At 69.7% G+C, this 18,436-nt stretch carries 17 protein-coding genes; 5 read left to right on the top strand and 12 right to left on the bottom strand.

What is annotated here, in order from left to right; genetic code table 11:
* Positions 1 to 48: 48 nt before the first annotated feature.
* Positions 49 to 1,983: a hypothetical protein gene (locus ACQP2O_RS04530; protein WP_433180155.1), complete on the bottom strand. Its 1,935-nt coding sequence runs from the start codon at positions 1,981 to 1,983 to the stop codon at positions 49 to 51.
* Positions 1,984 to 2,160: 177 nt separating this feature from the next.
* A complete protein-coding gene (locus ACQP2O_RS04525) occupies positions 2,161 to 2,547 on the bottom strand; it encodes a hypothetical protein (RefSeq protein WP_433180153.1) in 387 nt (128 codons plus the stop codon).
* 102 nt (positions 2,548 to 2,649) lie between these two features.
* Between ACQP2O_RS04525 and ACQP2O_RS04520 the strand changes: the two genes are divergently transcribed.
* The 3 genes from ACQP2O_RS04520 to ACQP2O_RS04510 are packed head-to-tail and all read left to right on the top strand — an operon-like array spanning position 2,650 to position 4,327.
* Entirely contained in the window at positions 2,650 to 3,255 is a 606-nt protein-coding gene (locus ACQP2O_RS04520; RefSeq protein ID WP_433180151.1) for a hypothetical protein, read from the top strand.
* Positions 3,252 to 3,872: a hypothetical protein gene (locus ACQP2O_RS04515; RefSeq protein ID WP_433180149.1), complete on the top strand. Its 621-nt coding sequence runs from the start codon at positions 3,252 to 3,254 to the stop codon at positions 3,870 to 3,872. The genes ACQP2O_RS04520 and ACQP2O_RS04515 overlap by 4 nt, the downstream gene beginning before the upstream one ends.
* Entirely contained in the window at positions 3,869 to 4,327 is a 459-nt protein-coding gene (locus ACQP2O_RS04510) for a hypothetical protein (protein ID WP_433180148.1), read from the top strand. Before ACQP2O_RS04515 ends, ACQP2O_RS04510 begins: the two co-directional genes overlap by 4 nt.
* Here the strand turns inward: ACQP2O_RS04510 and ACQP2O_RS04505 are convergent.
* The 8 genes from ACQP2O_RS04505 to eccD form a co-directional block, all read right to left on the bottom strand.
* The gene (locus ACQP2O_RS04505) at positions 4,281 to 5,396 is read right to left on the bottom strand and encodes a hypothetical protein (protein ID WP_433180146.1); all 1,116 of its coding nucleotides are present in this window, start codon (positions 5,394 to 5,396) and stop codon (positions 4,281 to 4,283) included. The genes ACQP2O_RS04510 and ACQP2O_RS04505 overlap by 47 nt on opposite strands.
* A gap of 101 nt (positions 5,397 to 5,497) precedes the next feature.
* The gene (locus tag ACQP2O_RS04500; protein WP_433180144.1) at positions 5,498 to 6,829 is read right to left on the bottom strand and encodes a S8 family serine peptidase; all 1,332 of its coding nucleotides are present in this window, start codon (positions 6,827 to 6,829) and stop codon (positions 5,498 to 5,500) included.
* A gap of 101 nt (positions 6,830 to 6,930) precedes the next feature.
* Positions 6,931 to 8,091: a hypothetical protein gene (locus tag ACQP2O_RS04495; RefSeq protein ID WP_433180142.1), complete on the bottom strand. Its 1,161-nt coding sequence runs from the start codon at positions 8,089 to 8,091 to the stop codon at positions 6,931 to 6,933.
* 27 nt (positions 8,092 to 8,118) lie between these two features.
* On the bottom strand, positions 8,119 to 8,553 hold the full coding sequence (locus tag ACQP2O_RS04490; protein ID WP_433180140.1) for a hypothetical protein: 435 nt from the start codon (positions 8,551 to 8,553) through the stop codon (positions 8,119 to 8,121).
* A gap of 164 nt (positions 8,554 to 8,717) precedes the next feature.
* Positions 8,718 to 9,008: a WXG100 family type VII secretion target gene (locus ACQP2O_RS04485; protein ID WP_433180138.1), complete on the bottom strand. Its 291-nt coding sequence runs from the start codon at positions 9,006 to 9,008 to the stop codon at positions 8,718 to 8,720.
* 30 nt (positions 9,009 to 9,038) lie between these two features.
* On the bottom strand, positions 9,039 to 9,356 hold the full coding sequence (locus tag ACQP2O_RS04480) for a WXG100 family type VII secretion target (RefSeq protein WP_433180136.1): 318 nt from the start codon (positions 9,354 to 9,356) through the stop codon (positions 9,039 to 9,041).
* Between the two features lie 383 nt (positions 9,357 to 9,739).
* Positions 9,740 to 11,146 (bottom strand): type VII secretion protein EccB, encoded by a 1,407-nt coding sequence (eccB, locus tag ACQP2O_RS04475; RefSeq protein ID WP_433180134.1) that lies wholly within the window; start codon positions 11,144 to 11,146, stop codon positions 9,740 to 9,742.
* An 11-nt stretch (positions 11,147 to 11,157) separates the two neighbouring features.
* Entirely contained in the window at positions 11,158 to 12,534 is a 1,377-nt protein-coding gene (eccD, locus tag ACQP2O_RS04470; RefSeq protein WP_433180132.1) for a type VII secretion integral membrane protein EccD, read from the bottom strand.
* Between the two features lie 145 nt (positions 12,535 to 12,679).
* Here eccD and eccCa point away from each other — a divergent pair, with 145 nt between their 5' ends.
* Positions 12,680 to 16,651 (top strand): type VII secretion protein EccCa, encoded by a 3,972-nt coding sequence (eccCa, locus tag ACQP2O_RS04465; protein WP_433180130.1) that lies wholly within the window; start codon positions 12,680 to 12,682, stop codon positions 16,649 to 16,651.
* Between the two features lie 39 nt (positions 16,652 to 16,690).
* Entirely contained in the window at positions 16,691 to 17,122 is a 432-nt protein-coding gene (locus tag ACQP2O_RS04460; protein ID WP_433180128.1) for a YbaB/EbfC family nucleoid-associated protein, read from the top strand.
* Positions 17,123 to 17,149: 27 nt separating this feature from the next.
* Here the strand turns inward: ACQP2O_RS04460 and ACQP2O_RS04455 are convergent, their stop codons facing one another.
* Positions 17,150 to 17,866 carry a hypothetical protein gene (locus ACQP2O_RS04455; RefSeq protein ID WP_433180126.1) on the bottom strand — a complete coding sequence of 239 codons (717 nt, stop codon included), beginning with the start codon at positions 17,864 to 17,866 and terminating at the stop codon, positions 17,150 to 17,152.
* A gap of 16 nt (positions 17,867 to 17,882) precedes the next feature.
* The gene (locus ACQP2O_RS04450; RefSeq protein WP_433180124.1) at positions 17,883 to 18,425 is read right to left on the bottom strand and encodes a hypothetical protein; all 543 of its coding nucleotides are present in this window, start codon (positions 18,423 to 18,425) and stop codon (positions 17,883 to 17,885) included.
* Between the last annotated feature and the right edge of the window lie 11 nt (positions 18,426 to 18,436).

Genomic DNA, 18,436 nt, shown 5'->3' with positions numbered 1-18,436 from the left:
GACGGACCCGCTCAGCCTCCGGCGGAGGCGCGGACGTCGGCGGGTGGCCTAACGCTTCTTCTTACGGAAGTCGAGGCGCTCCGGCGGCGGGCCCAGGTTGGGGGCGGGGCGCGCACCGTCGTCGGGCATGACGTCCGGCTTGGCGTGGCGGGCCCGCGACGGGTCCGTGGCCTCTTCGTACTCCTGGATGTTGGCCGTGGGAAGCGTCATGATGCCCGGATTGGCGTCGACGACGAGGATGCGCCGTCCAGACGTCTCCGCGTGCGTGAAGATCATCGCGGTGGGCGGGAGCTGCTGCAGTTCCTGCGGCTCCACGGCGAGCTCGCGTGCGCCCTTCCCCGCCTCGGCGGCGGCAGACGTGCTCTCCCCCCACGCGGTGGCGCGGCCGATCCCGTCGGGAAGCGCCGCGTCCGTGGGCTCGTTGCCGTTGAACACCGGCAGCGGAGCCGACGGGCCGACCGTGCTGACGTACGAGTCGTCCTTGTCGAGGCTCACGGCGTCACCGACCTTCTCGGTGAGCTCGGCGACCTCCAGCTTCTGCTCCACGCCGATGTGCTCCGCCGCGATGCGGGCGTCCTCCGCGTTGCCGAGGCGCATGAAGCCCACGGCGGCATGACCGCGGCCGAGTCGCTCCTTCACGTGCGGTCCGATCGACCGGTACATCAGCACCAGCCCCGTCGAGGTCGCCTCGCACGAGTCGATCAGCCGGTCGATGACGTCGCCGCGAAGCTTCTCCGCGCCGCACACCAGCAGGGTGTGCTCCCACGGCTCTCCCTGGGAGGAGTTGCGCAGCACATGCGTCAGCGCCGCCGTGACGTACGTGCCTAGGACGCGGTTGGTGAGCACCCCGGCGCGGCGGTCGGTCGCGATGACGCGGAGCCGGCTGGGCGGCATCAGTGTCGGGCTCGATCCGAGCTTCTCCAGCTTGCGCAGCTGCGACTCCAGCGCCCAGGCACGCTCGATCACGACACGGTCCGCGGCACCGCGGCCGAACATCGTCGTGATCTTCGAGAGCTGCTCATCGGTGAGGAGACCGGCGCGAAGGTCATCGCGTGGGTCGCCGACCTGTGCGAGCGCGCGCAGCGCCGCGGTGATCCGCGGGATCGGCGCGCGTCCGCCGAAGACGCCGAGGACGCGTTCGAGGATGGCGTTGTCGAAGGACAGGTCCCGAGCGCTGCCCTGCTCTTCGCTCACACTCACCACGAGCGAGAGCACGTCGGCCAGTTCCTCAGAACCGAGGCCATGGGTCAGGTCCAGCTGCGGCAGGTCGCTCGGCAGCACCCACACCTGCGGCCGCTCGCCCTGGTCGTTGCCGAGCTCGGCGAGCTCCCGGGCGACCGCGCCCTCGGACAGGTCCAGGACGGTGACCTGAGAACCCGCCGCGAGCCGCGCCGCGCCCATCATGGTCACCATCGCCGACCAGCCCTCCAGCGTGCCGCCGGCGACGTCCACCCGGTCGACGCCCTGCGGCAACGTCACGGCGTACCACTCGTGCTGCGACTCGAACGCCTCTCGGCGGTGCTGCCACTCCCGGTACGCGCGGGCGTGTTCGGCGTGGGCGGCCTCGAGTTGGCGCCGGCGCTCCTCACGCCGGTGCTCCAAACGCTCCCTCTCCTCCACCGCCTTGGCGCGCAAGGACTTCTCGCCCTGCCAGATGGGGTAGCCGATGATGGCGGCGACCACTCCGCACGCCACCAGCCCGGCCGCGGCGAACGCCCACGGCAGAATGCCGGTGGCTCCGAGCAGCACGAACAGCAGGGCACCGACCCCCGCCGCGCCGATCACGGTCTTGAGAGGGCGGTTGAAGAGGTTGTCCTCCCGCTGCTTCGGCATCACCCATTCGGGCGTGACGATCTCGACCTCGGGCGGAGTCGGACGCTTCGGCGGCGGCCCGGGGTCGTCGTGTACCTGCGCGTAACGCCAGCCGACGTACACGCGGCCCGGTTGCAGTAACCGGGTTTCGCGAGCTGTCACATCGACCACGCCCCGTGTTCCTTGAGTGTTCCTGCGGCAAGCGTAGAAAGCTTCGCCTGAAACGGGGGTCTGTTTCAACCGGCCGGCATGCCACCGGCCGACCAGAGCCCCACGACACCGACGATCACTGATCGTACGACCGGAGGAGCGCGCTTCGCGCGGACGCGCGCCGTCCCCGTCGAGCGGTCACCAGGAGCCGTACGGCGGGTTCTGCGGCGGCTGCCCGCTCGGGCCTTGGGGCGGAGGCCCGCCGGGGCCGTACGGCTGCCCTCCCGGCCCAGGTGGCGGCTGAGGCCCGTATCCGGGGCCTGCCGGGTCTCCGTATCCCTGCCCGTACCCCTGGGCCGGCGGCTGCCCGGGGTACGGCGGCTGCGGTTGGCCGCCCCAGGAACCGTACGGCGCCCCGGGAGGCGGCCCCGGCTGCTGCCACGTCTGCTGCGGAACGTGACTGTACTGGGCCATGCTGCGTCGCCTCGACGCCCGAGCGATCAGGCCGATCACTGCGACCACGCCGAAGATGACCAGGTATATGGCGAGCCGGATCAGCGAGAACATCGCACTGTGATGGACCATTCGCGTACCCTCCTCGCGGACCGGAGCTCCGGTCGATCACTCCGCTCACCGCCTTGTCGGTCATCCTGACCCCCGACGGACAATTTCGGTAGCCTCACGGCCGTGCCGATTTCGCGGCCTTCGGGACAGATCGCGACGCGTCCGCTGTTGTGGACCATATCCGTCGCTCTGGCCGTCGTGCTGCTCATCGGCCTGTGGGCGACCGGCGGTCTGCGCGCGGCTCCCCGACCGCGGATCCGACGGCCCGCGACCGCGGTCGATCTCGGTGCTTACGAGGTCACGGTGGACGATGCCGTCCTCCGCCGTCCCGCACACGGCAGTGTGGTCTCGCTCCTCGTCACGCTGCGGGTGAAGAGCAAGGAGCGCAGGTCGGCACTGCTCGACGACTTCACGATCAACGCCCTGTCCCTGGAGTCCGCCGGTGGGCCCGCGGTCACCGCGGTCATGGCCCAGGCGACCAGCCAGGGGGCGGACGTGAACATGCTGCCGCCGCGCGTGCCCGTCACGGTCGTCCTGAGGTACGTCCTGCCCCGTGGCACCGTGCCCCCGCCGGGCTTCCACGCCCGTCTCGCGTTGTGGCGGTACGACCACCGGGAGGACTTCTTCTACGGCCATGTCGAGTGGGTGTCGCGCAAGCCCGCCGATCCGAAGAGCCGCCAGGCCGCCGAGTTCGCCGTGCCGTTGCCGCTCCGCCGGGAGGGTCTGTGAGACGCGTCGCGGCGATCCTCCTCGGGCTCGCGCTGGTGCTCGTCGCCGGATGGATGAAGGCGCACACACCGGACGACTACGACCACCGGTACGCTCCGCTGGCCTCCACCGGGCACTCCGGTGCTCCGGTCACCGCAGGTGCGTTCACGGTACGGGTGGACGGCGTCACGGTCGCCCGATCGGCGACACCCGACGGGCAGGAGGTCCTCCGGCCCGACGGTGTCTTCGTCATCGTCACCGCCGCCGCGACGATCCGGCGCGTTCCGGCGCGGCTGGCGACCGCGTACCTGCGGACGCGGAACGGCTACGAATACCGGGAGAGCGTCAAGAACGTGATCGCCCAGAACGGCGATCCGCTGAGCGGCGTCATCCTCGGCCCGGGGCTCTGGCGGCGGGGCCCGTTGGTCTTCGAGGTCCCCCCGTCCGAACTGGCCGGATCCACACTCGTGGTCTCCGACCGCCCGGTGAACGAGAAGGATCCGCCGGGCGGTTTCCCGCCCTACGGCTTCGAGTTGACCGCGCAGGCGGAGATCGCCCTGCGCATCGGAGAGGCACGTGCGCGGCACCTGGTCGCGGACGCCCCCGAGCGGGCGACCATCCCCAGAGCCGGCACGTGACCGCCCGCGCCGCCGTCGCGCTCGCGGTCCTCCTGCCGCTCGCCGTCGGCGCCCCTCTGTGGGAGCAGCTTCGCTACTACGACCGGCATCGCGTGCGGGAGGCGGTGACGACCGTGCCGCCGGGTGGCTCCGGGGTCCTCGACCACGCCTCCTGGCGACTGCTGAGCCTCGGTCGTACGGCGACCGGCGTCCGTGTACGGCTGGCCAAGACCCCGCTCGACCAGGACGGCGTGTCGAACCTGGAAGTCGTCGTCGACGTACGGGATCGAAGCGGCCGGCGCTGGATGCTCCGGGAGGACCTGAGCGGCGCTTTCAGCCGGCCTGGGCACGCCGAGACGATGACTCTGCGCGGCGACGTTCCGGCCGGCGTCGCGGACCAGGTCGAACCCGAGGTGCGTCACTCCCCGCTCAAGCCGGCGCCGCGGCCGGTTCCGGTGCTTCGGTTTCGTCGCTGACCGACCGGATGAGATCGACGGCCGCCGCGAGCAGTGCGACGTGCAGGATGTTCCTCAGCAGCTCGCGGGTGAACTCCAGCGGGACCAGGATCGGCTTCCAGGCCGCCGGGTCGTGGTCGGGGCCGATCAGGTACAGCACTCCGCGGAAGCCGTACGCGACCGCCGCGTCCACCGTGACGTAACAGAGGCAGAACAGGCCGAGAGCAGGTGCTCCCGCCCGCAGGATCAGACGCGTCGCGTGCAGCAGCGGCACCCAGCGTTCGCGCAGACCGCTCGTCAGGCCGACCAGCACCCGGTGGCGATCGCCGGCCACGGCCAGCCGGTGCAGCCGGGTGCCCTCGAGCGCCGCCCGATGGTCGTCCGGTTCGACGCCGATTCCCTCGACCGCCGCGGCCATCGCGAACCACACGAGCGGAAGGGCGAGTGTGCCCAGCCCGAACCCGATCGCCGGGCCATGCGTGTCCAGGCCGGCCGGCCAGAACCGCCGACCGGTCACCCAGTCGGCGGCCTTCCCCGCGAGCAGGAACACGGACGACACCGCGAAGAGGTTGAACGCCGTCTCGGTGTAGGCGAGCACCGGCCCGGCCCACCGATCTTCGCGGCGACGCTCGAGCAGAAGCCTGAGCGACCAGGCGACGGCCGCGCCCAAGAGGGCGATCCACACGTCGGAGATGAACAGCGCCTGACCGGCCACCGCACCGTGCGTGGCACTGTGCAGATTGTGCTCGACATCGACCCGGCTGAACAGCCGCACGTCGTCCGTGTACATCCCCCACGCCGTGTAGATGACGACGAATGGGAACAACGCCCGGCCGACCGCGTCGGCGAACGACTCGTCGTCCGGCCGCCGGATGGTCCACAGCATCCCGATCACGGTGGCGAGTGTCACGGTGACGAGCGCGGTGAAGACAAGAGTCGCCGCCATCCGGCGCCACTGCTCGTACTGCCCATGACCGACCACGACACCGGCCCACGTCAGCAGGTAACGGGCGAGGTATCCCGCGCTGAACCAGGCCGCGAGCGGCACCACATGGCGACCGGCCATGCGCACCGAGGTCACGGGGAGCATGACAACGCCTCGGACGGATCGGGTGTCCACCTGAGGCGGCACCCCGGCTTGCTCTTCGCTGTGGATAGGCGGCCCGTCCACGTTCCGAGCGCCGTTCGCCGCTACCGGCCGTGTCCGGCGGGTGGTCCGTGATCCGGCGGCTCGAAGGTCGGCCTCGATCCGTCGCGCGGCGGCTCCTGCGTCTCCGTCGGCCCGAATGACGGCGGCGGTCCGTGACGCGGATCCTGGTACCGAGCCTGTTCGGAGGGGCCCGGCGTGGGGGCAGGCCTCCGGGTGCGGCCGCGCCGCGCGCGGACGATGAGGGCTACGACCGCGGCGATCAGGATGATCGGGATCAGGGCCATCAATGTGAGCTCGGTGGCCGATCGGCGGCTGCTCGGCGTCTTGGTGGGCTCGCTCCCCGGGCTCTGGCCGGTGCTGCCCCCCTGCCCCGACTTCCACTTCTCGTACGCGGCGAAGACCGGGTTGGGCGCGTCCTTCGACACGGTGTCGGACAGCGCGTGCATCGGCCGGAGCAGGCCGTATCCGGTCCTGTCATCCCGGCCCGACGGCGCGACGTCGAGGCAGGACGCGACGATGCGCTGAACGACCTCACGCGCGTGCATGTCCGGGTGCTTCGCCCGTACAAGGGCGACCGTCGCCGACGTCAGGGCGGCCGCGCTACTGGTGCCGCCTTCGGAGGTGTGGAACTGGCCGTCCTTCAGCACACTGCCGACCTGGCCGGCAGGCGCGGCGACGGCGACATAGGGCTGCCGCTCGGTCTTCGCGAAGGGAACGAAATTCTGACCGGAGACCGAGACTCCCCCGACCGCGAGCACGCCGGCGCAGTTGGCCGGGTATTCCGACGGGTTGTCGGCCTGCCCGTCGTTACCGGCCGCGGCGACCACCACGACGTCATGGTCGATGGCGTAGCCCACGGCGCGCTGCAGTACATCCGGGCATTGGCCCGGTACCGTCTGCGAGATGTTGATCACCTTGGCGCCGTGATCCACCGCGAACCGGATCCCCGGCGCGATCGCCGCGCTCGACGTGTGAATGTCCACCGGAAGGATCTTCGATCGAGGTGCGGCGCCCAGAAAGCGCGTCGGCCCGCCCTGTGCCGCGATCAGAGCCGCCATGGCGGTGCCGTGGCCCCCCGTCGGACCGGTCTCGCTGTCGGTGCGGCCGTCACCGCCGCCCGTCGAATCCGATCCGGGGAGTACGACGCCGCGGAGTTCCGGGAGGTCGGCCTGCACGCCCGAGTCGATCACGGCGACGGTGACGCCGTCGCCCTGGCTGACCGGCCAGACCTTCTGCTGGAGCTCCCAGGTGGTGAACCACCACTCGTTCTCCAGCGGGGCCGGGTAGGACGCTGCGGCCGCCGTGGGGCCCACGCCCAGGGCCGTCAGCGACACCAGCGCTGCCGCGAGCGTGGATCGGATCAGCCGTCGCACTGACTCACCTCGATTGACTTGACGGTCTCAGAACAGCCGCGTGGGCGGACGGAGCCATCGCTCCGCCCGCCCATCACGGATTGCGCCTCACGTGGGGACGCTCAGCCGATCTGTCCCGGTACGGCGTCGCCGTCTCCGCCCCAGACGTCCTCGTCCTCGGTCAGCCAGGTCGCGCGCTCGCGCTCCTTCTCTCCCTGACCGTGGCCGGGGTGCATGGGCGGCATCATGCCGCCGGCGCCCATGCGGCCGGCATTGGCCAGACCGTTCGCGCCGGCTCCAGTGCCGAGGGCACCGTTGGCGAGAGTGCCGGCACCCATCGTTCCGGGGCCGAGCCCACCACCGGTTCCGCCGAACGGGTCGCCGCCGAGGCCGGTGCCGTTCGGGAGGCCACCGCCGCCCGGACCACCGCCCGGAAGGCCGGCCAGGTTCGTACCGTTTCCGCCGGGGAGATGACCGCCGTTGGGCAGATGACCACCGTTGGGAAGGTTTCCGCCATTAGGCAGGTGACCACCGTTGGGCAGATGACCACCGTTGGGCGGGTTTCCGCCATTAGGCAGGTGACCACCGTTAGGGAGGTTTCCGCCGTTGGGCGGATGTCCGCCATTAGGCAGGTTTCCGCCAGTTGGCATGTGCCCACCGGTCGGCCCCCCGTTCGGACCGCCGTTCGGACCGCCGTTCGGACCACCGTTGTATTTGCTGGGGTCGAACGGCGAGGCGTCGGTCGCCGTCGGCATGTCCTGCCGGATGTCACTCGGGAAGTTGTTGTTGGACTGAACCGTCTGATCCTGGAGCTTCTGCATCAGCTTCCGGCCCATGGAGCTGTCGCCGTCCAGCCAGTCACCGACGCTCGTGCCACCGGTACCGATGGACACGCCGTACCAGTGCTCGTCACCGAGGCTGTCCTGCCAGCTTTTCTGCATCTTCGCGTGGTCCGTCAGCGCGGAGCCGGTCGTGAAGCTCTTGTCGTGGATCTCGCGGGCCTGGTCGTACAGCTTCTGCAGCTGCTTCATGCCCGCGTCGGTCGAGTCGGAGTTCCAGTTCTCCGCCAGGACGCCGGCCTGCTTGTAGATGAGCTCGATGCTGGTGGCCATCCGGGAGGCGACGTCGCTGTAGGCCGTGCCCGCAGTGTTCACCCGGGTCGGCTTCATCGCCCGGACGATCTTCAGGAGGCCCTCGTAGTCGTTGTCCCAGAAGTTCCAGCTGGAGTGACCCCAGCTCCCGGCCTGGGCTTCCTGCCGAATGTCCCGATCCTGCGACGCCATCGTCGTCATCCCTTCCCTGGTCTGAGACTAAGACGCCTTGGGGGCGTTATTCGTCGTGGTTTGGGCGTTTCGGGCACTCTGCGCGTTGGCGGCTTCAGTGTCGTCGTAGTTACCTGCCGCCCGCTTGATCGTTTTGATCATCTCCTGGTACGCATCCAGGAACTGACCGTAAACGTCACCAACAGTGCTATAGGCCGTCTTTGTCGTGTTGTAGACGCCGGTCGCGGCGGGGTATTCACCCAGGTCCTGCTGGGTCAGCAGGCCCTTCGCGGTGGACCCGTCCAGTGACTGGAAGTCGAAGAGAGAGCCCTTTGTGGAATGCTTGTTCACGTCGTCCAGGTCACCCTGAAGGGCTTTCCACACATCGTGCAGCTTCGACCTGTTCGTATTGATGTCCTTGCCCACCTGGGGAAGGTCCGGAGACGGGAGGTTGTCTCCGCCGCCATTGTCCTTAGGTGCCACGATGAACCTCCTGCCGGCCACGTCGGCCGGCGTTACATCAGCTGTTCGTTATGACGGTCCCTGTGGCGATCCGGTTCCCGTCACCAGGCGACGATGGCCCCGGTCGCGTGGTGCCGACCGGGGCCATCATCATGACGTCTCGCACTCGAACACGGTCGAGGCGGTTACCACATCTTGGCGTTGGCCGCCTCGACCGCCGTGTAGTTCTCGTGCGCCGTGCCGATGACCGCGGCCAGCTTGTTCATGGCCGTCGTCATGTGGTTCGCTGCGGCCGTCCACTGCGCCTTGGCGGTGTGGTACTGGCCCTGCGCGTCACCGGACCACTGTGCCAGGTTCTGCTGGAGCTGCGTGTCGAGCTCCTCCAGCAGGCCCACCACGGCGTTGTGGACGGCGACGAAATCCTGCTCACCGGTGTTGAGCGCGCCGAAGTTTACTTGGGTGAACTCATCGGACATCAGGGTCCCCTTCCGCCAGTCTCAGATCCGTCAGAAGCCGTTGATGAACTGGTGGATGTTGTTAACGGCCTCTTTCTGAGACTCTTCGTTCTTCTGGTAGTTGATCTCGTTGTGGACCAGGCTCTCGTGAAGGCGGTTCAGCGTGGTGAGCACCTTCGTCATGTCCTCATCGAAGGCGGTGAACGCGGCGCCGAAGGCACCCGCGGCATCGCCCCTCCAGCCCACGAGGACGGCGTCCTTGTGGCCGTTGAGGTTGATCTGCTGGCCCTTGATCTGGCTGGCGATGTCGTCGATGTGACCGGCTGCCACCCTCATCGCCGCGCGATTCTGTGCCGACTCCTGCGCCACAGTCGTCACCTCCATGTGATCGGCTACGTGCGGTACTCAGCGTCCCACCACCGCGACGCGCCACCCGAGCGGGAAGAACGATCGGCTTAGAGAACACCCCGTTACCCTAATTCGCGGCCAATCTTACGGCGCTTGTCGCGATCTGTCCAGCAACATACGAAAATCCAGTCGACCCGGCCATTGGCGAATAATGTTATCGCCCGGTTACAGCACGCCAACGAATGGGCGACGACCGACCAACGACCCTCTGACCTGCGACTACAGTCTGGATCCGAACATCTTTCAGAACCGTCGAGACGGCATGGCGATAATCACGTTCGCCGACATGGAACCGTCCTGAGCGGTGCTGCGTCTAAACCCGATTAGGCGTCGAATGTCCATCCTCAACCGTTCGCCTTAGGTGCCGGCGCGGGCTGCCGCGCCTTGGTCGGATCGAGGGTCGGCCCGGTCGGCATCAGCTGCAGCACGCTCTTGGGGATCGGTGCGGCGTTCGCCACCTTGTAGCCGAGCTTGTCAGCGGTGTCCTTCGACGACAAGGGGAAGCAGACGCCTGCGTCGTTGACGACGTACCAGGAGTTGATCGAGTTGAGCTGGTTCGGTCCGGGAAGCAGACCGACGAGCGCGGCGCCACCCGGCGGAAGGATGACCTGGTCCACGGTCGTGCCCTGCTCGGCGGTCGGTGCCTGGATGTTCGGCAGCGAGCCGCCGATCGCGAGCCGGGCGGAGGTCGAGCCCTTGTCCGTGTCGGAGTAGACCGCGCAGAGCGGCTCCGAGGGATCCCACGGCACGAAGTCCGGGAGGGCCGGCGGCAGCCGGCTGTCCAGCAGGTGCTGGCTCGACGGCTTCGACGTCACCGTGCCGAAGTCGGTGTCACGGGCGACGGCCGCCTGACCGTGGTAGGCCTGTCTCTTCGTGTCGGGCTCCGCGAGGAGCAGGATGGCCTGCGTCCCGGAGACCTGCGCGAAGCCATCCGACAACAGGACGTAATAGGCGCCCGAGGGCACCTTGAAGACCTGGCCGACGCTGCCGACGCCGGACACGTCCTGACCGCGGTTCCCCACCGGTGGAGCGGCGAAATCCGTCCCCGGGTCGACGGTGTTCAGCCAGGCCCGCGAGACCTCGGCCGGTTGGACCTTGGTGACGCTGCTCGCCTGGTCCGGCGGCAGCGTCATGTGCATCCGCTGGTTGTGCCAGATGACGTACGGCTGGCCCGACACCTGAACGACCACCGCCTGGTCGACGCCGATGAAGTTGCCGCCGACGTTCGTGCCGGCGACGAGGCTGGTCACCGGACGGGTGCCGCCGGCCGTCGTCGTACCGTTGCGGACGCAGACCGACCACGGCTTCTTGACCAGGTGGTCGGGGTCGGGGAGGGAGTCGGGCGCGCCGGGGATGCCGATCATCGGGCCGCGGGTGAACTTCGCCAGGGACTTCCGCGACACCACGCGTTGCTGGGTGCTGCTGGAGTTCAGAGCGAGTTTCGCCGAGGCGAAATTGAGCACCGGCAGCATCCGCTTGCCGTTCGTGTCGTAGACGTACTTCGTGCCGGTCTCGCGCTCGATGATGACCATGCCGCCCTGGTCGAGGCCCTTTGCCCCGCCCGGGGAGATGAATCCCATGACACCGAAGACGGCGGCGAGGAGGACGGCGACCATGGCACCCGAGAACGCCGCCACCGACAGCCGCCGCATCGGCGACTCGGAGACGTCCGGCTCCCCCTGCAGCAGCGCCAGACCGACCCGCTGCATCATCAGCTTGTGGGCCTGGTAGAGATCGCGCCGGGTCTGCATCGATAACCCTTTCAGCCCTTGAGGCCGCGGATCGTGGAGTAGATGTCGAGTGCGGCCAGCGCCAGCGGGATCAGAGAGATGATCAGGATCATGTCGACGATGTCGCCCGCGCGCCCCCAGAACGGTGTCGGCCGGTGGGCGGGCAGCCACATGGCCATGCCCACGACGACGCCGGCGAGAACGAGGAGCGGGAGCAGTACGCCCGCGAGCGTGCTCACCTGGTCGCCGCGGAGGGCCAGGCCGATGTCGAGGGCCCCGAGCCCGACCAGGCCCGCGGTCAGCATCCACACGCGCTGGCCACGTCCGCGGAAGATCCGGGCGCGCAGCAGCAGCGAGACCGCCATGGCCGCCGCCGTCGTCGGGCCGGACCACTTGTCGGAGGAGGCGAGGAAGAGCATGCCGCCCATGGCGACGAGGGCGACGGCGGCGACCAGGCCGGTGGCGTACCTGTCGGCCGCGACCGTGCGCTTGAGCACGGCGCGGCCTTCGACCAGTTGGGTGTCGCGTCGCAGGTCCTCGGCGCTCGTCGGCACGGGCGGCAGCGGCAGCCGGGCGAGACGGAACGACAGCATGGGGATCAGGGCGGTGAACGCCATCACCACGGCGGCGACCGTCCCCGCCATGCCGGGCGCCGGGAGGCTCGGGAAGGCGTAGGCGAGGCCGCTGCCGATGGCGCCCATGGCGGCGGCGATGGCGATGCCGAGGAAGACGGGCACCCCGTCGGCGACCACGAACGCCGCGATGGCCGCGACCAGCATGGCCGCGCCGAAGGCCGCCAGGAGGTGCGGGGCGCCGACCTGCGTCAGCTCGATGCCGCGCCGGGCCGGTGCCAGCAGGCCGGCGAGGAAGGCGTACGGCACGGCGGCGTAGCCGAGGATGGCGCCGGCGCCCGAGTCGCCGAACGCACGGGACACGGCCAGGCCACCGATGAGCAGCAGGAGCGCGACGATGCCGGCGGCGATCGTCGGGGCGGTCCACGGCGGGCCCGACAGCGCGACGGCGAGGACGCCGACGGCGAGCGCGGCCCCCGCCGCGCCGAGGCCGTAGTTGCGCGTGCTGTGCGGCCGCCACCGGTCGGAGCGGTCCTTGATCCCCGTGGCGATGACGTCGGCGACGTCGTCGAAGGACATCTCCGGGATCTGTGCCATCCCCGGCCGGAGGTACAGCACCTCACCGTCGCGGATCCCGAGTTGGGACAGCGAACGCCCCGGCTCGAAGGGCGCGTCGTCGAGGCGCTGAAGCACCCAGCCGGAGTGGGCCAGACCGGCGTCCGCCAGGTTCGCGCCGGCCACGCGCAGCAGCGTCGGCAGCATGTGCGCCAGCGGGACGTCCGCCGGCAGCGAAAGGTCGATCCGTCTGTGCGGGGCGACGATCGTGACCCGGCTCAATTCCGTTCCTGCCGTCGAGCTCACCGGTCTTCCATCCTCTTCGGCTACACGGCTCGGGCTACCTATGCGTCACACTCTTCATAGGATGACCCCGAAATACTTACAAAATCTGGCCACAGCAGCGTAACGGCCGCGGAGGCACCAGTTGAGTACGATCTTGGTACGCCGTCAGGAAAGGCGGCCCGCTCCGCCCATGCCCAAGGGCGAGATCCTGCTCGAATCCCCGCCCGAGATCCCCGAGGTGACCAGCGGCGGATTCCAGGCCGTCATGATGTACCTGCCGATGGCCGCGATGGCGGGGATGAGCGGCCTGATGGTCGCGGCCGGCGGCGTCACGAATCCGTTGTCGCTGGTCAGCAGCGGTGGCATGGCCCTCGCCATGGGCGGCATGATGCTGGGCCAGATGGGCCGCGGAGCCGGTGACCGCAAGTTCAAGCTGAACGGCGAGCGCCGCGACTACTACCGCTACCTCGCGCAGACGCGCCGGAAGGTGCGCCGGGCCGCCAAGCAGCAGCGCGAGGCGCTCGAGTGGAACAGCCCCGCCCCTGACTCACTGTGGTCCCTCGTGATGAGCGCCCGGCTGTGGGAACGCCGCGCGCGGGACGGGGACTTCGCCAACGTCCGCGTCGGGACGGGCCCGCAGCAGCTCGCCGTGCAGCTGATCGTGCCCGAGACGAAGCCGGTCGAGGACCTGGAGCCGATGACGGCGGGTGCGCTGCGCAGGTTCGTACGCGCCCACTCGACCGTTCCCGAGCTGCCGGTCGCGGTCTCGCTGGCGTCGTTCGCCCGGATCCAGGCGATGGGAGAGCCGGAGACCACCCGCGGCCTCATCCGCGCGATGATCGCCCAGATCGCGTCGTTCCACTCCCCCGACGACGTGCGGATCTGCGTGTGCGCGTCACCGGAGCGCATGGCGCACTGGGAATGGGTCAAGTGGTTGCCGCACTCCATGCATCCGAGCGAGAACGACGCGGCCGGCCCGGTCCGGCTGATCACCCGCAGCCTGTCGGAGCTGGAGTCACTGCTCGGCCAGGAGGTGAAGGACCGGCCGAGGTTCAGCCCCGGCCTGACCCAGGACGACCTGCCGTACCACATCGTCATCGTGGACGGCGGAATGGTCACTCCCGACTCCCAGATCGGGGCGGACGGCATCGATGGCGTCTGCGTGATCGACCTCACGGGCTCGGTGAGCCCCACCTCGGACAACACGATGCTGCGGCTGAACATCACGCCCGACCAGATGCAGATGCTCAACCGTGACCGTACGGGCAAGGATGTGCCCACCGCGATCGGCAAACCGGACCAATTCAGCCTTGTGCAGGCGGAGGGTCTGGCCCGTCAGCTCGCGCCGCTGCGGGCCAGCGAGGCAGCGGGCGAGGAGTACGACGCGCTGTCCGGCAGCATGAACCTGACGTCGCTGCTCGGAGTCGAGGATCCCTACAGCGTCGATCCCCAGGTCACGTGGCGGTCGCGCGCGCCCCGCAACCGGTTGCGCGTGCCCGTCGGTGTGGACGTCGATGGACGCCCCGTCGAGCTCGACATCAAGGAGGCCGCGCAGGGCGGCTTCGGCCCGCACGGCCTGTGCATCGGCGCCACCGGTTCAGGTAAGTCCGAGTTCCTGCGCACGCTCGTCCTCGGGCTCGCGATGACGCACTCGTCCGAGGTGCTCAACTTCGTGCTCGTCGACTTCAAGGGCGGCGCGACGTTCCTCGGCATGGACGGTCTGAAGCACGTCTCGGCCATCATCACCAACCTGGAGGACGAGCTCCCCCTGGTCGACCGAATGTACGACGCGCTGCACGGCGAGATGGTGCGGCGCCAGGAGTGGCTGCGGGCCGCCGGGAACTACGCCTCGTTGCGCGACTACGAGAAGGCCCGGGAGCAGGGCGCGCAGCTCACGCCCATGCCGACGCTGTTCGTCGTCCTCGACGAGTTCTCCGAACTGCTGAGCGCCAAGCCCGAGTTCGCCGAGCTGTTCGTGATGATCGGCCGCCTCGGCCGGTCGCTCGGCGTGCACCTGCTGCTGGCCTCGCAACGCCTGGAGGAGGGCAAGCTCCGCGGCCTGGACGTCCACCTGTCGTACCGCATCGGCCTGCGGACGTTCTCGGCGATGGAGTCCCGGGTCGTGCTGGGCGTGCCCGACGCGTACGAACTGCCACAGGCACCCGGTAACGGTTACCTGAAGATCGGTACCGAGGCCATGATCCGGTTCAAGGCGGCGTACGTCTCCGGGGCGTACAACCCGGACGGCCACGCCGGTCGTCAGGAGACCGGCCCACGCGTGGTCCAGCAGATCGTGCCCTTCGTGCCGGACTACATCCGTCCGAAGATCATTGAGGATCCCCAGCAGGCCAAGCCGGAGCAGGACGAGAAGAACCAGGACACCCTCTTCGACATCGTGGTCCGGCGCCTGGCCGGTCAGGGTCCCCCGGCGCACGAGATCTGGCTGCCCCCGCTGGACGAGTCGTCCACGCTCGACCAGATGCTGCCCAACCTGCAGGTGACGCCCGAGCACGGCTACACCACGGCGGGATGGGACGGCCGCGGCCGGTTGCACGCGGCGGTCGGCATCGTCGACCGCCCCTTCGACCAGCGCCGCGACCCGATGTGGCTGGACGTGTCCGGGGCCGCCGGCCATATCGGCGTCGTCGGCGCGCCGCAGAGCGGCAAGTCGACCGTGCTGCGCACGATCGTCACGTCGCTGGCGCTGATGCACACCCCGCAGGAGGTGCAGTTCTACTGCCTGGACTTCGGCGGCGGCACCCTCGCCGCGCTCGACGGCCTGCCGCACGTGGGCGGCGTGGCGACGCGTCTCGACGGCGACCGCGTACGCCGGACGGTGGCCGAGGTCGCCGGGCTGCTGGAGGAGCGCGAACGCTACTTCGCCGAACGCGGCATCGACGGCATCGCCACCTACCGCCGGATGCGCGCGTCCGGCCAGATCCCCGGTGACGGCTTCGGCGACGTCTTCCTCGTCGTCGACAACTGGCTCATCGTCCGCCAGGACTTCGAGCAGGTCGAGTCGACCGTCACCGATCTGGCCGCGCGCGGGCTGGGCTACGGCATCCACGTCGTCGCGGCCACCAACAAGTGGTCGGAGTTCCGGATGAACATCCGTGACCTGTTCGGGTCGCGGATGGAGTTGCGGCTCGGCGACCCGTACGAGTCCGAGTTCGACCGGAAGATGGCCGCGAACGTCCCCGAAGGGCGCCCGGGACGTGGCATCACCCGGGAGGGCCTGCACTTCCTCGCCGCGCTGCCCAGGGCCGACGGCCGGTCCACGACCGAGGACCTCTCCGACGGGGTGCACAAGCTGGTGGAGGCGGTGGCGGGGTCCTGGCAGGGTCCCACCGCCCCGCAGGTGCGGATGCTGCCCGCGTCGCTGCCGCCGGCGGCCCTGCCGAGCGCGCAGGAGACGGGCCGCCGCGTGCCGATCGGCATCGACGAGGACAACCTGGGTCCGGTGCTGCTCGACTTCGACGCGGACCCCCACTTCGTCGTGTTCGGGGACAACGAGTGCGGCAAGTCGAACCTACTGCGGATCATCGCCGACTCGATCGTCGAGCGCTACTCGCCGCAGGAGGCGCGGCTCGTCTTCCTCGACTTCCGGCGGTCCCTCCTGGACGCCGCGGAGACCGAGCACCGCATCGGCTACGCGGCGTCGTCGACGGCCGCGACACAGCTGATCAAGGACGTCCACGGCGCGCTGATCAAGAGGCTCCCGCCGGCGGACCTGACCCCCGACCAGCTGCGGAACCGCTCCTGGTGGACCGGCACGGACCTGTTCATCGTCATCGACGACTACGAACTCGTCGCGACCCCGTCGGGCAACCCGCTGCAGCCGCTCGCCGATCTGATCCCTCAGGCCCGTGACATCGGTCTGCACATCGTCCTCGGGCGCAACATGGGTGGCGCGGGCCGGGCGCTGTACGACCCGGTCATCCAGCGGCTGAAGGACATGGCCTCGCCCGCGCTTATCATGTCCGGCAACAAGGACGAAGGCGCGCTGTTCGACGTGCGGCCCAGGCCGCTGCCGCCCGGCCGCGGCACCTTCGTCGAACGCCGGACCGGGCACCGGCTCATCCAGACCGCCCACCTGGAGACGGATAACTCCTGAGATCCACCACGCCGCGCCGCGCCGAGAGGAAGGAGTCGCATGACGCCCTATGAGGGAGCCGTCGACGCGAGCAAGGGTATGGAAGGCATTCGCAAGCAGCTCACCGAGCAGGCCGAACGGTTCGCGGAGCTGCGGGAGAAACTCGCCGAGACACGCGGACGGGGTGAGGCCGCGGATGGCAAGGTGGTCGTCGAGGTCGCGCCTGGTGGCGCCCTGAAGAGCGTGCAGATCGACCCGCGGGCCATGAAGCTCGGCTCCGAAGTCCTCGCCGAGGCCGTCCTCGAGGCCGCCGGCAAGGCGTTCCAGGACCTCACCGCCCAGACCAACGAGCTGATGAAGCCGGCGTTCGGGGACCCCGCGAAGCTGGCCGAGGAGTGGGGCGCCGGGGGTCCGGACGGGCCCGGGTCCCCCAAGGAGGCCATGTCCAAGGCCATGGGCCTGTTCGAGGACATCTTCAAGCGCAACTCCTGACCCCGGTGGGTCGGGCACGCGATACGGTCAGGCGGCTCCGCCGCGTTGGCGGCGGGCGTCCTCCAGGCTCTGCTGGTAGAACGCGATGTCCCGGTCCAGCCGGTCGCGCGTGAAGCGATCCGGGGCCGCGCGGCGAGTCTCGGCGCCCAGCGGTGTCCAGATCGCCTCGTCGGGGATCTCGTCGGCGTCCTCCGGCAGGTGCTTCGCGGCCTCGATCGCCGTGTCCCGGGCGAACTCCCAGTCGGCCACCACGGCGCGGTGGCGTTCCTCCGACGGGTCCTGGGCGTACGCGATGCCGTCCCGCAACGCCCGCCGCGCGTAGACGGTGCTGAGCTGGATCCACTGACCGGCGTCGATCAGCTCGGAGGTGTCCGAGCCGAACCGCAGGCCCCGGCGTCGCGCCGCCTCCTCGGTGGAGTGGCGCACCCGCACCTCGATCGGTGCCGACCGGTCCCGGCCCGCGTCATGGCCCTGGAGGGCGTCAAGAATCCGGTTGCCCTGACTTTGACCGGCCTGGTCGGCGTCATCGCCCTGGAGGGCGTCAAGAATCCGGTTGCCCCCTTGACCGGCCTGGTCGGCGTCATCGCCCTGGCCGGCGTCGTCCGCGCCGCCGAAGCGAAGCGTCCAGGCGTCCTGGCCCTCGGTCAGCGTCGTCCGCGCCCGTACGTCGCCGGCCGCGCCGGACTCGGCCGCCGCGAGGTCGAAGTACAGGTACGCCTCGACCAGGGTCCTCGCGTATCGCAACGTCTCAGCCCACTCCTCAGCCGCGTGCCGTACCGGGGCCACCGGCCGCTCGCCGGGAGAGGTCCTCCCGGAGCTCGACCAGCCGCATGCGCGTGAACCGGGCCGGGTCCTGGTCGCGGACCCGCCGCCCGGTCTCCGACCAGAACGCCCGCTCCGGCGCTCGCTCGGCATCGGCGCCGATGAACTTGAGGATCTCCTCCACGGCGGCGATCGCGACGGCCAGCGTCCCTCGCGCCTCCTCCGGGTCTTCCGCAGCCGCCCCCTCCGCGGACAGGTCGGCCACCCAGAGCCATTGTCCCGCATCCACCACCTGCGACGGCTCCGGACCGCCGAACGTCGGGAAGCCGACCGGCGCGACCTCCCGCGCGGGCAGGCCGAACAGGTACTCGCGCGACCGGCCGCACCCCGCACATGTGCCGGCGTACCGGTTGGCCAGTTCGCCGCCGACGTCGACCAGCGCGCTGTCCCAGGCGGTGTCCACCGACCCACAGTCCTCGCACGGGTGCAGGTCGAGGTACAGGTGCGCCTCGTCCCGGGTCCGCGCTATCGCGAACGGCATCGTCGTACTCC

This window comes from Actinoallomurus sp. CA-150999, assembly GCF_050942425.1.
Lineage (GTDB): Bacteria > Actinomycetota > Actinomycetes > Streptosporangiales > Streptosporangiaceae > Actinoallomurus.
This window is presented reverse-complemented; position numbering and strand designations above follow the sequence as displayed.

Bases quoted from the DNA above. Each gene is read 5' to 3' on its own strand.
- ACQP2O_RS04525 (WP_433180153.1), bottom strand. From the start codon at position 2,547: ATGGTCCATCACAGTGCGATGTTCTCGCTGATCCGGCTCGCCATATAC.
- ACQP2O_RS04505 (WP_433180146.1), bottom strand. From the start codon at position 5,396: ATGCTCCCCGTGACCTCGGTGCGCATGGCCGGTCGCCATGTGGTGCCG.
- ACQP2O_RS04495 (WP_433180142.1), bottom strand. From the start codon at position 8,091: ATGGCGTCGCAGGATCGGGACATTCGGCAGGAAGCCCAGGCCGGGAGC.
- ACQP2O_RS04485 (WP_433180138.1), bottom strand. From the start codon at position 9,008: ATGTCCGATGAGTTCACCCAAGTAAACTTCGGCGCGCTCAACACCGGT.
- eccB (WP_433180134.1), bottom strand. From the start codon at position 11,146: ATGCAGACCCGGCGCGATCTCTACCAGGCCCACAAGCTGATGATGCAG.
- ACQP2O_RS04460 (WP_433180128.1), top strand. From the start codon at position 16,691: ATGACGCCCTATGAGGGAGCCGTCGACGCGAGCAAGGGTATGGAAGGC.
- ACQP2O_RS04450 (WP_433180124.1), bottom strand. From the start codon at position 18,425: ATGCCGTTCGCGATAGCGCGGACCCGGGACGAGGCGCACCTGTACCTC.